This window comes from uncultured Aquimarina sp., assembly GCF_947495315.1.
GTDB lineage: Bacteria > Bacteroidota > Bacteroidia > Flavobacteriales > Flavobacteriaceae > Aquimarina.
Genome location: NZ_CANLYD010000012.1, coordinates 149,177 through 169,776, shown reverse-complemented (window position 1 = coordinate 169,776; position 20,600 = coordinate 149,177). Strand labels below are relative to the sequence as shown.

The window sequence follows — 20,600 nt, the reverse complement described above, 5'->3', positions numbered from 1 at the left end:
GGTGCAAAGATAACACAAAAGTATTATCTACAAAGCTTTTTTCAAATAACTTAATTATTATTTACTTATTTATTTTAAACCTCTTATAATCAAAGTAAAAAAAGACGGTTTTTATCTGCTTCAAAATGCTTTAACAGATAAAAAACCGTCTTATAAATTAAGAATAATCACTTCACTATTTTAGAGACCAAACAGTATATCCTTTTGGTGGTGCCTGAATTTTAACCCATTTCCCTCCTTGCGTAGTAGGCTCCCAACCAGAATTACCTGTATAATCTTTTATTGTTCTATTAGACCAATTAGTCTGAATCCATCTTTCTTTCCAAGAGTTAGAATTATTGATATACACAATCAGACCATTCTTTCCTCCACCACCATTTCTTCTGGCAATATACTCATCGTTATCTGTCCAAAGGTTCGATGTATTTCCTCCGGCAAGATTGTTATGAATCCAAATCAAGTTGTTCAACTTACTCTTACTTAACCATTCCTCATAATCTCTATAAAAAAGAGCAGGATACCCTTCGTGTGTTAAAATATACGCATACGCCAAAAGTTTATTTGTATAAATCTCATCAGTATCATGATTAGCTACAAACGTAACAGCCCTAGATGCGTTTCTTTTCCACAACATATCTCCACTAAGGGCATTAAGATTGTTTCCTACAAATGCATCTCTCATTTTATAATAACAAGCAAAATCAAATGCTGACATCTGAGCCTGATCTGTCCACCATTTTAATGTATTTGCGTTTCCATCCCAATATTCTCCAATACCAAATGCACCAGTAGATTGACGAAATTCTTTAGCAACCCAAGGAGCAAAACCTTTTACATAATCAAATCTATACCCATCAAATCCCATAGTATTCTTATAGTACTTAGCTACAGAGTTACTTCTTTTCCATAACCAATCCTGAACATATGCTTTATTATGACTTAAATCAGGAAACCCTCCAAAGAATCCACTGTCCGAATTATATGCTTCATTTGGATGAAAATCATATTTTGTCCTATCAAACTTATTAGATAGCGGATTAAACTTGGTATAGGTGTCTTTTCCTGCAAATTCATTTGGTTCTAAATCTCCTCCACTGTTGTGGTTGATTACGATATCTGCAATCACATTCAGCCCTTTATTATGAGCGCTAGAGATTAAAGATTCTAGTTCTGATTTGGACCCAAATCTTGTTTCAGTACTTCCCATTTGATTATACTGACCGAAATCGTAATAATCAAAAGGATCGTATCCCATAGAAAATGGCCCATTCTGAGCTTTACTTACTGGTGGTAACCAAATTGCATCAACACCTGCATTACTCCAGGAATTCACCTTTCCTTTTACCACATTCCACCAAGTACCACCAGCTGGAACATCCCAATAAAAGGCTTGCATCATTACTCCAGATCCTATAGATTTAAGACCTGCTCTAGTATAAATTAATTCTTCAGGCTTTACAGACTCCTGTTCTACGGAATCAAAAACCTCATCCTTACCGCACGATATCACTATAAACGATACCGCTAATAAAAAATAGATAAACTTAAAAGTTTTCATAAAAATAAGTGTTTGTGTGTTAAATTTCTTACAATGTAATATTTTTACTTACAACGAAAACGTTTGAATCAAAACTCAAACGTTTTCGTGTTGATAAAATTTTAGCATTTACACAAAAACAGTAATAAAAACCTGTTAATTCTTTACTTTTTTATGAGTTAATAAAAGAAATCCGCAAGACTTATTAGTTGCTTAACTATAAGCTGCGGATTTTATAAGGTTCTCAAAAAAAATCTTGTAAAATTAAGAAATTTTAGATAGCTGGTCTATATTCTTTATTGTCAATAACTATTTTAAATTACTCCTTAACAGCTGGTTTATACTCCTTCTTATCAATAACCATTTTGGCGAATTGAAAAAACAATTTTCGCCAAAATGCTATTTTAAATTATTCCTTAACAGCCGGTTTATATTCCTTCTTGTCAATAACTATTTTGGCGATAATCTCTCTTAAGATTTCAGAAGTTCCACCTCCTGTGAGTTCATTTTTCTTTTAGGGTCCAAAACTTAAATTCTTTATTTTACACTATTCATAATTGTAAAAAGGTAATTCCAACTTCCCAAAGAAAGTAAATCAGAAACCCCGAGGCAGAGCCATCGGGGAATCATAAATAGTAAACTTGGGGAAGGGATTTCAGGGCAATTACTATAGCTACTTACTGTAAATAAGTTCGATTGACTGGATCATGATACTCGAAAAACTATTATTTCAGTACTCTAATTCCGGAATAAATAGCTTCAAAATTATCAACCTCTCTAATTCTTCTATACACGTCTCTTCTTCTGGCATTCAAATCACTCAAATACATCATTAAATCGCCTTCTTCGTTAATGAGTAGGAGTTCTTCTTCACCTCCTAAAAAACGTATCACAGCCGCAGCCCTTATTTTATTAAAACTATCGTTACCTTCTTCTTTTAGTAATACTGATAAATTTTGTGTTGCTACATTACTCATAGCTGTACTACTGGAAAAAAGGTTTTGCATAAACTCAGGTGACCCACCAGAAAAAACAATAGAAGTCATTCTATTACCATCAGCTAAATTAGAAGGCAATCCTGCGGCTGCAAAAATACCCTCTGCCGAAAAGGGAAACGGAGAACTATTAGTACTCAAAATAGTCTCGATACTTTCAGTATTGGAAGCATAAACTCCAATCGGATTTGCATTATTTATATCAAAATTATCATTCACAAAAAACCTATGTGATCTAATCCCTCCTTTATCTGTAAGCACCACCGTATTTTCAGGAAATCCTTTATCAGTTTCAGTATGCTTGAAACCAGCTCCAACATTATCCAAATTACTAACTCCTAGAGGTCCGTCGGGATCATTATGATCAAATATCCCTAATACTTCTCCTAGTCCTGCATCATAAATAGCATATCTATCACCCGCATCATTATAGACACCTATTACTGCGCCATCTATATTAAAAGCGGCTCCTATACGATCCTCAGCACCGAAAATATCCACTAGATTTCGATAAGCTCTTAGCGGTAATTGTCCTTTTAACTCGCAAGTAGTTCTACCAAATTCTGTTGCTAGGTTTACACCTACGATTTGATCAGGACGTTCTACACTTCGTACTACATAAGAAATGGGCAATGCAAAACGTAAGTCAGAAGTTTGACCTAATGCTGAAGCAATATCTCGAATATTCGTTTCACCAATCAATTCAAAAGCACCACTAGAAGGGCCTCCATATGCAATAACTTTTATTTTTAAGTCGCTTAAGCTTTCAACAGAGGAAACATCTAAGCTTGCTGAAGCATTAACGGCCAGACCTGAAAAACTTGCATTGATACTTGCATCCATTTCCTGACGCGTAGAAGTCGATTCTATCAACATGTAAAAAACACGTCCAAAAGTTACAGAGGAAATAAATGTTGCCGGATTATCGGGCTGTACAAATGGCGCTAAATCTTCAGGAGTAACACTTTCGTCAAAAATTTGTCCGATATCTGTAGGCAAATCAAAACTCATCGTGTACATACTTTGGTCTAATTTAACTAGTGTACGATTAAATTCTTTTTCTGTACTAAAACTAAAATTGCTAGAAACATTTACTCTAAAGGCACGTACGTTAATACCTAACTCAACAGCCAGTTGTTCCTCAGACTCTACCTGTTCGATGTCTACTGTAAAATTTGCAGGTGCTTCTTCGCCAGAAGTACTGATAATTTGATTGATCGCATCTTGTATAGTACTTCGTTTTACCTCATCTACTTCTGCAGAGGATTGCAAATTTCCGTTATTAATATTTATAGAAATAGTTCCTCCTGCACGTTCAACCACAATCGGAGAAGGTGTAGGTTCTGACAATGTACTTCCTTGTAACAAATTTCCAGGAAATATGACTTCAGCATTCGTATCGAATAAATTAAACTTTCCTGTACCATCTCTTAAATTAACAGTTTCGGTAACACAAATAAATCTAGAAGTAGTACCATCTGCATTATCCTCATCTAAAGGTGCTTCTTCTACAGATACAATGTTTTCTATTCTTTCTTCATTAAAAGAAGGAATCTCATTTCCGATAGAAAACACATCATCATATGTTAAGGGCTCTCCTCCTACATTTGGGTCTTCGGGATTAACTGAATCATCATTACTACACCCCAAAGCGAGACATAATAAAATTAATACACTGAAATTGATAAAAGGTCTTGATAGCTTTTTCATAATACATTAATGAGTTTTAGATAAATGATTTATGGTGCAATACTACAAATGCAGTGAATGTTGAAAAAAAGAAATAAGATGAGGGCGAAAAAAAAGCGTTTAGAAGGAAAAAAAGCGGTTAAAAGGAATGCTTATTATTCCTTTAGATTTTGGGTTTATAGCACATATGTATCAGGTATACAATACATAACGAGTTTACCTGATTTGATTTACATTTCGAAATAAAAAGTGATCATCAACCTTTTTTTTGGATCAAAAAAGCTCGACAACTTCATATAGACACAAGATAATATGAAGAAAAAAAAGGTTTTTTGTTTGTCTTAAAACTATAGACAAACAAAAAACCTTTTAAAAATTCACAAGTCGGTAAGGTATCTTATTGATTATTCCTTAACAGCTGGTTTATATTCCTTCTTATCAATAACCATTTTGGCGAATTGAAAAAAACAATTTTCGCCAAAAAGCTATTTTTAATTATTCCTTAACAGCTGGCTTATATTCCTTCTTATCAATAACCATTTTGGCGAATTTAAAAAACAATTTTCGCCAAAAAGCTATTTTTGATTATTCCTTAACAGCTGGCTTATATTCCTTTTTATCAATAACCATTTTGGCGAATTGAAAAAACAATTTTCGCCAAAATGCTATTTCAAATTACTCCTTAACAGCTGGTTTATACTCCTTCTTATCAATAACCATTTTGGCGATAATCTCTCTTAAGATTTCAGAAGTTCCACCTCCTATCGGACCTAATCTACTATCTCTAAACAGTCTGGCAAGCGGATATTCCTCCATATAACCATACCCTCCTAATAATTGAAGACACTTATAAATTACCTCATCAGCTATTTTTGTAGAAAGCAATTTAGACATACTAGCTTCTTTTACTACATATTGTCCTTCATTCAATCTTTTGGCTACCGAGTAATTAAATTCTTTACACATTTCTAATTCACTCGCCATATCTGCTACCGTGTGTCTGAGCGCCTGAAACTTATCTATAGTTCTTCCGAAAGCCTCGCGCTCACCCATATATTTAATAACATACTCTAAAGCAAATTCTGTTCTCGCGTGTGCATTAATACCCATTATCAACCTTTCTAAGGCGAAATGTTGCATAATATAAGAGAATCCTTTGTTCTCTTCACCCATTAAATTTTCCAAAGGTATTTTTACATTATCAAAAGCTATTTCTCCTGTATCAGAAGCTTTCCAACCTAATTTATCTAATTTCGTTGCAGAAATCCCTGGCGTATCTCGATCCATAATAAAGATACTGATCCCCTTATTACCAAGTTCTGGAGTAGTTTTAGCTGCCACTACCAAATAGTCACTATATACTCCATTAGTTATAAATGTTTTAGAACCATTTATAAGATAAGAATCTCCTTCTTTTACAGCAGTAGTTCTCATACCGGCAACATCAGAACCTCCAAAAGGTTCAGAAATACATAAACATCCTATTTTTTCACCGGTGATACTTGTTTTAAGGTATTTTTCTTTAATTCTATGATCGCCTTCTTTATTTACATGAGTCATCGCCAGATACACATGTGCCCACATTGCTGCGGCAAAACCTCCTGAATTAATTTTCTGTAGTTCTTCTAAAAATATAACGGTATAAAAAAGGTCCAGGTCTAATCCACCATATTCCTCGGGATAAGAAATTCCGAAATATCCCATCTCTCCGAATTTCTCCCAAATGAAACGATCTATATCTCCAGTTTTCTCCCACTTTTCAATATGTGGAACTACCTCTTTTTGTAAAAAATCCTTAAGACTTTCTCTAAATAATTCGTGCTCTTCTGTAAAATACATGTTGTTTAGATGATAACTTTTAATTTATATATAGCAACATATTACTGTAAAGAAACAAACATCTTAAAACTTGAAATCAAATTTAAGTATTATCAATATTTACAGTAATTTTTTCCGATTTTTAATTTAATATCAAATATAACGCTATTCTATCTATTTTTTCTAAAGAAAAACCTTCAATTTTTCCTAATTCTTCAAAATCTGATATCCCGTTATTCTCTTCTATAAAATCCTTTATATCCAAAGCAGTTTCAAAATCAAAATAAGGAACCTCCATCAGTTCTTTTACCGAAGCCTTATTTATATTAACCCTTTCAATATCCTTCTTTGTTTTAACTGTGTATAAGGCCAGAATCTTATTTCGTTGATTCTCATAAAGCCCTATAATATCTTTAAGCTGAAGGTCACTTATGAATCCGCTCAAATTGTTTCTGTGTTTTATAATTCTTTCAGCAATAAAATCAGGAACTCCTATTGTCTCCTGAAGTTCAGCCGATGTTACCCTATTAAGATCTTCTTTCTGATCAAAAGATTTTACTGGGTATTTCCGTTTTTGGTAAGATTTAGAGTTCTTAGGGTTTTTAACCCAATCAGGGAATTTAAATAACGGAGAAATCACAGCCAATAGTGAATCAGAAACCTTAGTAATATTCTTAAACTCTGAAACAGAATTTATCCATTTATTTTCTTTCCTATGTATATAAAGTCTATCCAACTCTTCTGTCGACATTCCTAAAGTATATCCTTTATAATCAGTTATAAAATTAGGATTAAAAGGTCTTAGCTTATATGACTTTTTTTTCTTGATTGCTTCCTTTTTAAGAGAGTCAATTTGAGTTTGAAATCTTGCTAATTCTTCAAAGTTATTAGAACTATTTACAGAACCGGGATAGCAATACAAAGCTATAAGGAAAAGAAAAATCAATACTGCTAAAAGAAGAATCCCATTTCGGAAACGTCTGTGTATCTCGAAATGGGATTTTATAGATTTCATATAAGACGATAACTAATCTTAAATTTTAGAAGCTTTTATTGCATCAAAATACCTTACAAGTTGTTTTTTAACCACTGGGAACAAGAAGAACAGTCCAACCATATTAGGGAACACCATTGCAAAAATCATTGCATCAGAGAATGCCCAAATAGAGTTCATACTTGCTGCTGCACCAATAACAACAAAAGTTAAAAACAAAAGCTTATATACTAAATCTGCAGTCTTACCTCTACCAAATAAGAATTTCCATGACTGTAATCCGTAATATGACCAAGATATCATGGTAGACACTGCGAATAGCACAACAGCTATAGTCAAGAATATATTAGAGTATGGAATGAATTTACCAAACGCTTGTGCAGTAATTCCTGCTCCTTCATATGAAACTCCATCAATCAAAACAGCACCACTACCATCTCCTCCATACTGAAAAGCACCACCAGAATTAAAAATAATAATTACTAGTGCAGTCATTGTACAGATTACTACAGTATCAATGAATGGTTCTAGTAAAGCTACAAGCCCTTCTGAAGCTGAATATTTAGTTTTTACCGCAGAGTGAGCTATTGAAGCTGATCCCGCACCTGCTTCATTAGAAAATGCTGCTCTTTTAAACCCTACTAATAAAACTCCAATAAAACCTCCTACTCCTATTGCTTTTGGATTGAATGCTTCAGTAACAATCATACCAATAGCATCATCTATAAATGAGAAATTACTAAAAATTATATATAAACAAGCAATGATATACATCACTGCCATTAAAGGAACTACCTTTTCTGTAACAGAAGCAATTCTCTTAATCCCTCCAATGATAATAATTCCTACTAGAATTGCTAGTACAACACCAATAATCGTTCCTGCACCTGCACTTTCTAGCCCCATAAGCTCTTTTAACACAATCGTTGCCTGATTAGATTGAGCCGCGTTTCCACCACCAAAAGATCCTCCGATACAGAATATAGCAAAAATAACTGCTGCAATTTTACCAAGTGTAGCAAAACCTCTTTCTTTAAGTCCTTTACTTAAATAATACATTGGACCTCCATATACGGTTCCATCTTCTCCAACATCTCTGTATTGTACACCAAGTGTACATTCTACAAATTTGGTAGACATCCCCAATAATCCACAAATAATCATCCAGAAAGTTGCTCCAGGACCACCTAAAGCGATTGCCAACGCAACACCAGCAATATTACCATTACCTACAGTTCCGGAAACCGCAGTTGCCAAAGCCTGAAAGTGAGAAACTTCTCCTTCTTTACTTTCATCTCTAATTGTATCTCGTATATCGCCATCTACCGCAGCATCAGGATCACCTAAACCATGACCTTCTACATCGTCATACTTGCCTCTTACCACATTAATGGCTTTTGCAAAATATCGAATATTAGGAAATCCAAAATATAGAGTAAAGAAAATAGCACTTAACACCAATAAAATGATAACAAATGGTGCTCCGGAAAAAACTTCAAAAAAGATTACATTAGAGAAAAAATCGGAAACCGGTTGAAAAGCTTCATCTATTTTTTGATCCAGACCTTTTTCTGTGGTCTCTTGTGCGAATGTTATAAATGGAATTGTAAAAGCTAAAATTGAAAGAAGAATTCTCTTCATAATGTGTGAGTTAATTGAATTTAGTTTTTTAGAAGTGAGCAAGATGCTAAAAAAAACCATTGTTTACAATAATTTAACGGTTAAATCTTTTGTTATAGTCTAAATATTAAATTCTTTATTCAGTTGATTCACCTGTTCTGGACGACCTATGATTACTATCTTAGAACCCGGTTTTAAAAGTGTATCCGCTCCTGGATTAACGACATAATCTCCTTCTGGTGATTTGTACCCAATAATAGAACAACCTGTTTTGGATCGCATATCAATTGTTTTAATAGTTCTTTCTTTTTCATCATCAAACATATCTTCAAAAGAAACTTCTTCAATGTTTATGGATTTTTTTCCAACAATCGAAAGATTATCTAAGAACTCGATCAAATCCGGAACAACTACCAAAGAAGCCATATGATCACCTCCTATTCGGTCTGGCATAATTACGTTATCTGCTCCAGCCAATCTAATTTTCTTATAAGATGCATCTTGAGATGCTCTACTAATTATTTTTAAATTCTTATTAATTTGTCTTGCTGATAAAACTATAAACAAATTATCTGCATCCTCTGGTAATGTACAAATCAGAGTAGACGCCTTCTTAAGCCCCGCTTCAATCAACACATCATCTTCGGTAGCATTTCCTTTAAGGAATAGTAATGTTTCACTTTGGTATCGTTGAATAATCTCCTCATCTTTTTCAACGATAATGAACTTTTTATTATAGGCCGTTAATTTTGCTGCGGCTTGTTTACCATTGCGACCATATCCCACAATAATGATATGATTTTCTAGTTGATTTATCATTTTTTGTATTTTACGGTTTTGCATTCTCTTTGGATCATTTTTACTTACTATGTACTCTGTTATTACTGAAACCGAGTAAGCAAAAATGGCTACACTAGTTGATATCAAAAATATTGTAAATAACTTGCCGTTGTCATCCAGTGGTTGAACTTCTCCAAAACCCACGGTGGTCATTGTAATCACCGTCATATATAAGGCATCTACCCAGGTATAATCAGAGATATAATGAAACCCCAATACTCCTGTAGTTATAACAACAATCAGCAAAATCAGTGCTATATATATTCTTGGTCTCCCCCAACTATAAAGCTTTATCATAAATCAAAAACTGAAGTTCGTTTTGTATACACAAGATCCTTTAATTTCAACCAGAACGCCATATTAAGGTAAATAACAAAGCCTAATCCTGCTGTAGCAAAAGTCAAATAAATAAAAAACAAACGTACATTTTTAGCGCGCATTCCTAATCTATCTGCCAGCCTGCTAGAAACGTAAAATCCGTTCCGTTCTAAAAAATGTCTTAGATTATAAAGCATAATGCAAAATAATTATATTATCCCAAACTATCCTCTCTATTCAATAAATAATTACCAATCGAACATTTTAAACAAGCTTTTTGATCACAGTAGTTGTTCTTAAGCTGAATCATAGATTGAGAATGTAACGCATCTTCCATATTCACTCCTAAACTAATAAACTTATCTGATATCGCATTCTTTTCTACAGGCAACTGTGATATCAATCCGAAAATTTCTTCCGAAATATCTTTTCCTTGGCTTTTTGCATATAAAAATTTTACCGGAATGACTGTATTGATTAAGATCAAATGAATAAATGACTTTGTTACTCTTTTCTTTCTGGCAGAAGATTCTTTATCAAAAGTATAATGAGTTTTCCAAAAATCACTGGCACTTGTATCAAACAGTTCATAGAATTTTTCCAGGTCATTAATCGTAATAATCTTACTAAATAGCTGCTTATTTTTAAAATAAAGGTTTGCGAGCTGAGATATCCGAATCGTCGGGAAATTAGAAGGACGTAGCCTAAAAAACTGAAAAGGCAATACACCGCGATTTTTTAAAGTGAACTTATTTTTTAAAAATTGATAGTGCTTCAGCAACTCTTTAACATATAAAACATCCAAATCTGAATTCAGCAAACCGGCTTGTCCATAAAATAAAGCTTCTAACTGCTTTAGATTGTTACTACATTTTCTAAGAATTGAAAAATCAAACGAATTAGCCAAACTTAAAAAAGGATCGCTGTTAACTTTCAGTCCGAAATTCTTTGATAATAATTTAAAGAGAACTGTTTCCCAATCATTAGAAGACTTATCTAATAATTCTTCTATCAATTCTGATTTCTGTTCTAACCTCTCTAAATAGAGTCTTTCCTGCCAATTAAAAATTATAAAATCAGACACATCACAAAGCTCCTTTTCACATTGAATCCAACTAACATCTTTACTTTGAAAAAGTTTTTGATATTGAGACACTATATTTTTATCAATATAATCTTTAAGTTGTAAGGCAGGGATTCTAGAATTATCCTTTCTAAAAACTTCAACATCATTTTCCCATACCACATGTAATATAACATTGTCATAGGCAGGATCACTCTCGTGATGATGCACATACCAATCACTCGACTTGATATGAATTTCGACATTACCTGCCCATTTCTGATTATCGATTACCAATTGAGCATTAAAAAAATCCGGTCCGGAATTCATCTGATTATGCTCACCAACTCGTTGAAGTACAACCGGCAACAGGTTTGTAGTTTTTAGGTTTGAAAAATTAAATTTTTTATATTTCCATAGGTAGTGCAAAAACTCTTCCTTCATACTATCGTTAATTATTAATTTAAAGAAAACACCTTTGATTTCTATAGTTATGTGTAATCAATAATTAAAATGTTACCCTTTTTGATTCATTTAAATAGTAAAAAACCTTTTTGAGCCTATTAGAAAGAGATATTCTCCCTTAAAATCATACTATATAGAATCAAATAGTACTATTTTCTCTTTATAATTCTTAAAAAAGACTTAAATCTGTCAAAAATGTACTATTGGTAAGATTTTATGTATTAATGGAAATTGCTACAATTATTTGATTTCTTTAATTTGTTCTTAGAAATAGGGAAGATAATTTCAAGAAAACATAAAGATTACAAAATCCTAAGCTTAGTTGAGTTTGTGTTAGGTTATAGATGGTTGTCATTTTTTGACGACCATCTTTATTTTATATTATTTAGAATGTAATCAAATTTGGATATCCGGATAGATATCGAACTTATTAAAAAAAGCTTTTTTAAATTTTGAAGAATTAGAATAATTCAAATTATCCATTACCTCTTTAATAGACAACCCTTCAGCAAATATCATATTATAGGAGCTTTCTAATTTTTTATTATTAAAAAACTCTAAAGGTGTTTGATCATGAATCTCTTTAAACATGTTGAAGAAGTTGGTACGACTCATATGTGCCATAGACGCCAATTGATCAACACCGATAAAAGGTTCGTGTAAATTATGCTCTAAATAATTACTAACCTTATAAATGTTACCAACTTGCGAACTATTTATATTAAATGGATTACTCTCTGTTTCCCACATTAAAACATCTTTCCAGAACGTTTCTAACAGACGAATTCCTCTGGCTATGAAAAACAAATAATTTTCCACCTTACTAATATCAGGAGAAACAATCTGATCAAAGAGGACAGACTGTTTATATGAAAGATAAAATTTATTAATATGCTGATGCGAGTATCTAATATAACTATCTACCCTTTCTGCCATATCACTATTTTTAAGAAAATAGGGTTTTATATATTCACTTTTAAGTACAATCATAATCGATTTTACTTCAGCTCCTTTTGTAATATAAACTCTTTCACCCTGTTGTGCATCCATACATCTCATATTACCTGGAGTATAGCCATCAGAATATGAGCTTATAATTTCATTTTTCTTTATCTGATGGTCCAATGAATACTTCCTAAAATGTAAAATGATATCTTTTTCTGCAATAGGCTCCCTTACATACTCTATATCAACATGTGACTTATAATTATTAATAAAAAGAAAAACCTCTGGAGATATTTTATAATAACTTAGATACCCTTCTCCAATCTCAGGAGGGAAATAGATTCTATCTGTGGTTCCTTTCGGATCTAATTGAGATCTAAAATAGCCCCTTAGTTTATCTATATCAGAAAAGTCAAATGAATATTTTTGCATAGCCCTAAGATTTTATACGAATCTTTCTATATAGATTGACTTTTTACAATTAAGTTGCGTAAAACAACCTCTAAATTAAGATTAATGTATAAAAACAACCCCTATATTAGCTTGTTAAACTAATAAAGGGGGTTTCCTTACCTGTTATAAATATAATAATTTATTTTATATGACTGATAACATCATATTTGGTAATAATATGGTGTTTACCATTATCAAGAGCTACAAGAACTGCTGGATTACCATTTTTTATTAGTCCTGATATTTCATCCAATGATGTATTTGCATTAACTATAGGAAAAGGATCATTCATGATCTCTCTAATAGGTGTGTCTCCAGTATTTTTATCTTCAAGAAATGCAGTAAACAAAGCACTCTCATCTACAGAACCAACAAAGCCTTCACTGTCTAAAACTGGTATTTGAGAAATCTGAAATTTACGCATACGTTCTATTGCGTGAGAGACCAGCTCTTCGGTTTTCACCGTCACCAAAGGTTTTTCTATGTGATTTTTAACTAAATCGACCGCAGTAGACACTTCTTCTTCCAGAAAACCGCGTTCTCGCATCCAATCATCATTAAACATCTTACCTACGTAACGACTTCCATGGTCATGAAATAATACAACTACTACATCATCTTTTGTGAAATTATCTTTTAATTGTAATAATCCCTTAATCGCCGCTCCAGCACTATTACCCAGAAACATTCCTTCTTCTTTTGCAAGTCTCTGCGTATAAACTGCTGCATCTTTGTCCGTCACTTTAGTAAATCCATCAATAATAGAGAAATCTACATTCTCAGGCAAAATATCTTCTCCGATACCTTCTGTTATATAAGAATACACTTCATTTTCATCAAACACACCAGTTTCATGATATTTCTTAAAAACAGAACCATAAGTATCTATTCCCCAAATCTTAATATTAGGGTTTTTTTCTTTCAAATATTTTCCAACTCCAGAAATTGTTCCTCCGGTACCTACTCCTACAATGAAATGAGTAACCTTTCCATCCGTTTGTTCCCATATCTCAGGTCCGGTACTCTCGTAATGTGCTTTGGCATTAGATGGATTATCATATTGGTTTACATACCAGGAATTAGGAGTTTCTTCTGCTAATCTTTTAGAAACCGAATAATATGACCTTGGGTCATCAGGCTCCACATTTGTTGGACATACCATCACTTTGGCTCCAACTGCTCGTAGAATATCCATTTTTTCTTTGGATTGCTTATCTGCCATTACACAGATCAACTTATATCCTTTTACAATAGCCACGAGTGCTAATCCCATTCCGGTATTACCAGAAGTACCTTCGATAATAGTTCCTCCAGGTTTTAATCTTCCATCAGCCTCAGCATCTTCAATCATTTTTAGCGCCATTCGATCTTTAACCGAATTTCCGGGATTAAACGTCTCGTATTTTGCTAATACCAGCGCATCCACATCTTTTACTAAAGGATTCATTTTTACCATAGGTGTATCCCCAATGGTTTCTAATATATTATTTGCGTACTTCACAAGCTTACTAATTTATTACAGTCTCTTACAATTGTTTTTTATGCGGTGCAAAGATACAAATACAAAGTCATTAAGTAAGAGGAAGATGCCTTATTTACTACTACTGAAATCTTATTGCTTTAGAAGGCGATATTTTGGCAATTACATAAGATGGTATAAGGAGCATTGTTAAACATAATATCGTGGTTCCGATATTTAGCAAAATAATATAACCGATACTTATATAAACCGGAGCAGTACTTACATAATAAGTAGCAGGATTAAGACCTATAACTCCATAATGTTTCTGAATAAATAATAAACTTACACCAATTAGATTACCCCAAAACAAACCGAGAAGAATTAAATACCCTGCATTATACAAAAATACTTTTCGAATACTCCAATCATTAGTTCCCAAGGATTTTAAGATTCCTATCATTTGTATTCTTTCTAAAATCAAAACGAGTAATGCTGTAATCATATTGATTCCTGCTACCAATATGATGATACCGATAATCCCAATTATATTTAGATCAAAAAGTTTTAGCCACTCAAAAATACTACCATACTTCAAAGCAATCGTTTGTGCCTCTAAATCAGACGGAATACTCTCATAGACTTCTTTACCTTTTTTATCTATTTCATCAAAATCATCTATAAAAACCTCAAAACCTCCTACTTCGCCATCTTTCCATTTATTCATTTTTTGAATATGCCTTATATCCGCAAAAACAAATTTCTCATCGAACTCCTGAAAACCGGAATCATAAATCCCCACGATTTCGAAAGCACGAATATTAGCAGGAATATTAGAGCTAGAATTTTTCTTTAAAAAAACCGTATTTGCCTTATCTCCTACTCCCAAGCCTAATCGCGATGAAGTATAAGCCGATATTAATATCTGATTATTTCTGGGATCCGTAAAATCTGGTAAGACACCTTCTATTAAATACTCATTAAAATATGACCAGTTATAGTCATCTCCAATTCCTTTCACCACAATTCCTTCAAAATCATCTTCAGTTCTAATAAGGCCTCCTTTTGTAGCAAATCCCTGAACATGTTTAATGCCTTCTACATCAACAAAATCTGGATAAAAATGTTGTTCCTTTTTAATAGGGATCAAAGATTCTATACTATTATTGTTATCATAACTAGTAATGATAATATGTCCATTAAACGCGGCAACTTTTTCTCTGATTTTACGTTGTAAACCTATACCAGTAGCAACCGTTATTAACATCATAACCATACCGATTGCGATAGCAAAAATGGCTATTTTTATGATTGCAGAAGATATGCTACTTTTATGTTCCTTACCTTTGATAAGGCGTTTGGCAATAAAATATTCGAAATTCAAAGTTATCTATGGTTTTTATCAGAAATGCATCTACCTATTTCGCAGACAAGTTCAAAAATACGTTTTTATTCTTTTTTACACTGCTTATTTCTTGTGGAAGCGGAACAAAAACATCTTCTCAGACTACTCATGAAGGTGAAAAGCCCATTATTAACCAAAAAAGTGTCATTTCAGAAAGTCAAAAACAAGATTCTATTGATGTCTTAGAACCAATTATTGTTGGTGCTAATCAAACTGAACTCTATCTACCTATCTTAAAAGATAAAAAAGTAGCCATTGTTGGTAATCAGACTTCTGTTATTTTCAAATTTCCAAATCTAGGACCTCTCTTACAAAAAGAAGGAGTTACTCCAACTGCCTTAGAACAATATACGCATCTAGTAGATTCTCTGTTGTCTCGAAATATTAACATCCAAAAGGTTTTTGCACCAGAGCACGGTTTTAGAGGTAAAGCAGATGCTGGAGAATTGGTAGCAGATGAAAAAGATATTAAAACAGGGTTACCTATTGTTTCTTTGCACGGTAAAAACAAAAAACCTTCTGCTGAAGCTCTTTCCGATATAGAAATCATAGTTTTTGATATACAAGACGTTGGCGCAAGATTTTACACCTATATTTCTACATTACATTATGTAATGCAAGCCTGTGCAGAAAATAATATTCCTTTATTAATTTTAGATCGACCTAACCCAAATGGGCACTATATCGATGGGCCTACCTTAGAACCAGAACATTCTAGTTTTGTAGGAATGCATCCCATTCCGTTAGTTCACGGTATGACTATAGGAGAATATGCAAAAATGGTAAATGGTGAGGGTTGGTTAGGAGATGATCTGAAATGTGAAATCAAGATTATACCTATCCAGAATTACACACATCAAACACACTATAGTTTGTCTATAAGACCTTCTCCTAACTTACCGAATGACATATCGATAAATCTTTATCCAAGCCTTGGTTTTTTTGAAGGAACAACTATAAATGCCGGTCGCGGTACAGAAATGCAATTTCAGATTTTTGGTTCTCCGGATTTCCCAATTGATCAATATGATTTTGCATATACTCCACAACCCAATTTTGGATCCAAATATCCAAAACATAAAGGAGAAGTTTGTTATGGAAAAGATCTAAGAAAAACAGAACGACTTCATAGTATAAACTTGCAATGGCTGCTTGACGCCTATCTTAATTCTAAAAACAAAGAAGGTTTTTTTAATACCAAATCGTTTACAATACACGCAGGAACACAAAAATTACAAATACAAATAGAGCAAGGGTATACTGCCAGAGAAATCAAAAAAACCTGGAGAAAAGATCTTGAAAGTTTCAAAAAAATAAGAGCACAATACCTTCTCTACAATTAACATAAAAAGGGATCAGTAAGAACCCTGTTTTCAGGGATATCCAAACCTTTCGAAATTAATACCTTTGACCATGTTTAAAGGAGTATGTTAAGGAATTTTATATATATTTTGAAATTAATAGTTAGTTTTATTGCTAAAATAGATAATAACATAATTCCTATTCTATCCATAATGACTAATCATTAAAGTATATTAATATTCTGAAAAAACCATCTAATCATATCGCGCCAATTAGTTTAAAATTATTCGATTTCTCGAAACGAATAGTGATTATTTACACTATGCTCGTTTCTTGTAGTATTTGCGGCCAGATCGATGGTAATAACCTATCTCTGTCTCCTAAAAAATTGAATATTTATTCTGAAGAACAAAAACAGTTGGATGAAGCATACAAGCTTCTAGGAACAGAAAGAGAACTAGATGCCTATACGAATAGCCATCGTTTATTAAAAAAAACAAAACATAAAAAAAACAAAATCTATGCTAATATCATTATAGGCATTTATAACAATGACAGAAACTTAGCTGATTCCGCATTGTTTTATGGAAACGAAGTAATAAAACTAATCGGAAAGCAAAAGGACTCATTATCAATGCTCAGGCTATCATCCGCATATAATATTATTGCCAATGCATATGGAGACAAAAGCTTGTTAGAAGAAAGCAAAAAATGGCATCTCAAGGGTATCGAAATTGCTCAAAAGTATCAAACCAGAGGAAGATACTTTAGAAAAGTACACAATTTAGCTGCAACGTACATAAGGCTAGAGGATTATGATTATGCGATCAAACTTCTAGAATCTTGTCTCGAATATACTGAAAATACTAGGTTTACATTCACGGTATACATAAGTTTAGCAACTGCTTATTCTTATAAAGATGACTATGAGTTAGCTCTTTCTTATTTAAAAAAAACTCTTGAATATTTTAAAGACGACAAAGGTTCAAGAAACAAGATGGTAATATTACAAAATATCGGTGCTCAGTATCATCTGATGAAAAACTATGAAGAGGCATTGTCCTATTATAATCAAGCACTTGTTTTAGGAAAAGACAAGAAGTATTATAGACCTACATTAGATGCTATGACTAATATTGGATTGGTTTATCAGGATAAGGGGATACATGAAAAAGCAAAAAAAGCGTATCAGGAATCACTTCTGATTTGTGAAGAACTTGGCTTTCTTGACAAACAAATTGTCATATATAATCACCTTGAAGAAAGCTCAAAAACACAAGGAAACTATAAAGATGCGTATCTATACTTTGAGAAAAAAATCAAAATAAAAGACTCTATTAAAGAACTCCAAAAAGATAATGACATAAGAGAGCTTGAGATAAAATTTAGCACCTTACAAAAAGAAAAAGAAATTAAATTTTTACAAGTAGAAAACACTAACAAAAAACTTGAGCTAGCAAATCGCGAAGAAGCAATTAGAAATCTAATGCTTAAACAGGAGATTGAAAAGAAAGAGAGCGAAATACAGCAAAAAGAAAATGAAAACAAACTTCTATCTTTTCAGAATGCAAGGGAAAAAACATTAAACGAAAATATTCTTTTAAAGAAGAATGAAGAGATTAAGGATGCACAATTAGAAATACAACAAGCCGAAACAACTAGACAAAAAGGCTTTAAAAATATCATTTTATATTCTTTTTTAATACTTTTAATTCCGGTTATTGGTTTACTAGTTACCTATTATCAAAAAATAAAAGCTCAAAGTGAATTAACTAAAAAACAAGAGGAAGTAAACGAAGAAAAAATTTCATCCTTACTAAAAGATCAGGAATTGAAAGTTATTAAAGCCTCTATAGAAAGTCAGGATAAAGAAAGAAAACGTATTGCACAGGAATTACATGATAGTATCGGAGGAAATCTCGCTGCAATTAAACTTCAATTAAATAATTCTGAAAATAAAAACGAAGGTCTCCTGAAGGGGATCAATACTCAAATAGATGATACCTATGAGTTAGTTCGTGACCTTTCTCATAACTTGATTCCTAAAAAATTTAGTAAAAATAATTTTTGTGATATACTTGAGGAATATTTCAAAAACATTGGTGGAGCCAGCAGTCTTACTACTTTATGTAGCGTATATCCAAGAAAAGAAATTGATCTCTTGGATGAAAAATTACAAATAGAAACTTTTAAAATTATCCAAGAACTCATTACCAATAGTATCAAACACTCGAAAGCTTCTTCTATAGAATTACAACTTAATTTGGTAGAAAATGAATTAAGTATTTTATTCGAGGATGATGGTGTAGGTTTTGATACAAATAAAAATATAGAAGGAATTGGATTTAGAAATATAAGAAGTAGATTAAACAAGATTTCTGGAACTATAGACATCGATTCTAGAATCAAAAGAGGAACTATTATTAATATAGAAATTACCAACTTAACAACTACTATAAATGAAATACAACCTAATTATAGCTGATGACCATAAAATGTTTTTGGATGGTTTATTAAGTATCCTGAATTCTGAAAAAGATTATAATATTTTGTTGACTGCCAAAAACGGTAAACATATTGCGAAATATCTAGAGATCAATCCAGATGAAAAAATAGACTTGATTATCACTGATATCACAATGCCAGAAATGGATGGTATCGCTCTTAATAAGATTGTAAAACAAAGAAAATCAAATATTAAAACTTTGGTAGTGAGCATGCACAATAACCCAGATATGATTGACAACCTTATTGAGCACGATGTCGATGGTTATGTGCCTAAAAATGCCGAAAAAGAAGAACTTCTTAAAGCAATACAAACCATATTAAAAGGAGAAAAGTATTTTTCGCGTGAGATAAAGGACATCTACATGGAAAATAAGTTTTCTAAAAAAAAGGACGAAGAAGTAAAACTTACTCAAAGAGAAGTAGATGTAATTACACTAATCGCACAAGAATTCACAACTCAGGAAATCGCTGATAAATTATTCTTAAGTAAGCATACGATAGAAAGTTACCGAAAGAACCTAATTGCTAAACTTAATGTAAGAAATCTTGCCGGATTAACTAAGTATGCTTTAAAAATGAATTATATACAACACTAATTTCGTTTTCCCAACTTACAATAAAGAACATCTTTACGAGGTATTTTTGTTTTTGGTTATCCTTTATCATTAAAACCATCGCCAAAACGGTAACTAAGAATAATTCCGTGTGTATTATTAATAGGGTTACTTCTTAGTGTTTGGTTATAATTATATAGCAATCTCTAGCATTAGAAACCGATCTTCCGGATTGATCAGTAGGATCAATCCAACTAATTAAGAAGCCATTAGTCTTGTCCAATTCCGAAGTATTCAGGTTCAACCTATCGAGGATCTTGAACAATACTATTTATTGTATAAAAAACTATCATCAAGTGATTAATCAAAAAAGCATTATCCCCTTTTATCTTTCGTAGTTTAAGTAAATTAGCTATTTACAAAAGTATATGCATCTTCACTATAAAAATCACTAGAAAACGGGATATTATTTAAACTTAAATTCCCCCGTTTTCAGGTATGTTTTTTCGCATGAAAAAGTGTTTATTGTAACGGTTATATTTCACACTTTTATAAGGTAATTCTAAAACTAAACTGATTATTCTGTTTTTACTAGATAGAACTTACCATATTAAAAGATAAATATTAGAAAAGAA

Annotated in this window: 14 protein-coding genes; 3 read left to right on the top strand and 11 right to left on the bottom strand. The window is 32.4% G+C overall.

The annotated features are described in order from the left end of the window. Window positions 1–175 precede the first annotated feature (175 nt). The 11 genes from Q0910_RS19730 to Q0910_RS19680 form a co-directional block, all read right to left on the bottom strand. Entirely contained in the window at window positions 176–1,558 is a 1,383-nt protein-coding gene (locus Q0910_RS19730; protein WP_299220306.1) for an alpha-amylase, read from the bottom strand. 704 nt (window positions 1,559–2,262) lie between these two features. Then, window positions 2,263–4,242 (bottom strand): thiol-activated cytolysin family protein, encoded by a 1,980-nt coding sequence (locus tag Q0910_RS19725; protein WP_299220303.1) that lies wholly within the window; start codon window positions 4,240–4,242, stop codon window positions 2,263–2,265. A 654-nt stretch (window positions 4,243–4,896) separates the two neighbouring features. Continuing rightward, entirely contained in the window at window positions 4,897–6,060 is a 1,164-nt protein-coding gene (locus tag Q0910_RS19720; protein ID WP_299220299.1) for an acyl-CoA dehydrogenase family protein, read from the bottom strand. Window positions 6,061–6,181: 121 nt separating this feature from the next. Beyond that, window positions 6,182–7,054: a helix-hairpin-helix domain-containing protein gene (locus Q0910_RS19715; RefSeq protein WP_299220295.1), complete on the bottom strand. Its 873-nt coding sequence runs from the start codon at window positions 7,052–7,054 to the stop codon at window positions 6,182–6,184. A gap of 18 nt (window positions 7,055–7,072) precedes the next feature. Continuing rightward, window positions 7,073–8,674: an alanine/glycine:cation symporter family protein gene (locus Q0910_RS19710; RefSeq protein WP_299220291.1), complete on the bottom strand. Its 1,602-nt coding sequence runs from the start codon at window positions 8,672–8,674 to the stop codon at window positions 7,073–7,075. A 99-nt stretch (window positions 8,675–8,773) separates the two neighbouring features. After that, on the bottom strand, window positions 8,774–9,790 hold the full coding sequence (locus Q0910_RS19705) for a potassium channel protein (RefSeq protein WP_299220289.1): 1,017 nt from the start codon (window positions 9,788–9,790) through the stop codon (window positions 8,774–8,776). Next, window positions 9,787–10,008 carry a PspC family transcriptional regulator gene (locus Q0910_RS19700; RefSeq protein ID WP_035085698.1) on the bottom strand — a complete coding sequence of 74 codons (222 nt, stop codon included), beginning with the start codon at window positions 10,006–10,008 and terminating at the stop codon, window positions 9,787–9,789. Before Q0910_RS19700 ends, Q0910_RS19705 begins: the two co-directional genes overlap by 4 nt. Before the next feature lie 17 nt (window positions 10,009–10,025). After that, the gene (locus Q0910_RS19695; RefSeq protein WP_299220286.1) at window positions 10,026–11,318 is read right to left on the bottom strand and encodes a DUF2851 family protein; all 1,293 of its coding nucleotides are present in this window, start codon (window positions 11,316–11,318) and stop codon (window positions 10,026–10,028) included. A gap of 417 nt (window positions 11,319–11,735) precedes the next feature. After that, window positions 11,736–12,716 carry an AraC family transcriptional regulator gene (locus Q0910_RS19690; RefSeq protein WP_299220283.1) on the bottom strand — a complete coding sequence of 327 codons (981 nt, stop codon included), beginning with the start codon at window positions 12,714–12,716 and terminating at the stop codon, window positions 11,736–11,738. A 160-nt stretch (window positions 12,717–12,876) separates the two neighbouring features. Beyond that, window positions 12,877–14,238, bottom strand: coding sequence for a pyridoxal-phosphate dependent enzyme (locus tag Q0910_RS19685; protein WP_299220280.1), 1,362 nt, complete (start codon window positions 14,236–14,238; stop codon window positions 12,877–12,879). A 100-nt stretch (window positions 14,239–14,338) separates the two neighbouring features. Then, window positions 14,339–15,580 (bottom strand): FtsX-like permease family protein, encoded by a 1,242-nt coding sequence (locus tag Q0910_RS19680; protein WP_299220277.1) that lies wholly within the window; start codon window positions 15,578–15,580, stop codon window positions 14,339–14,341. Window positions 15,581–15,588: 8 nt separating this feature from the next. On the opposite strand from Q0910_RS19680, the gene Q0910_RS19675 reads away from it, so the two are divergent. The 3 genes from Q0910_RS19675 (at window position 15,589) to Q0910_RS19665 (ending at window position 20,007) form a co-directional block, all read left to right on the top strand. Next, complete coding sequence (locus Q0910_RS19675; RefSeq protein WP_299220274.1) at window positions 15,589–16,944, top strand: DUF1343 domain-containing protein; 1,356 nt, start codon at window positions 15,589–15,591, stop codon at window positions 16,942–16,944. A 347-nt stretch (window positions 16,945–17,291) separates the two neighbouring features. Continuing rightward, window positions 17,292–19,388: a tetratricopeptide repeat-containing sensor histidine kinase gene (locus Q0910_RS19670; RefSeq protein WP_299220271.1), complete on the top strand. Its 2,097-nt coding sequence runs from the start codon at window positions 17,292–17,294 to the stop codon at window positions 19,386–19,388. Further along, entirely contained in the window at window positions 19,363–20,007 is a 645-nt protein-coding gene (locus tag Q0910_RS19665) for a response regulator transcription factor (RefSeq protein WP_299220269.1), read from the top strand. The genes Q0910_RS19670 and Q0910_RS19665 overlap by 26 nt, the downstream gene beginning before the upstream one ends. The last annotated feature ends 593 nt before the right edge of the window (window positions 20,008–20,600 follow it).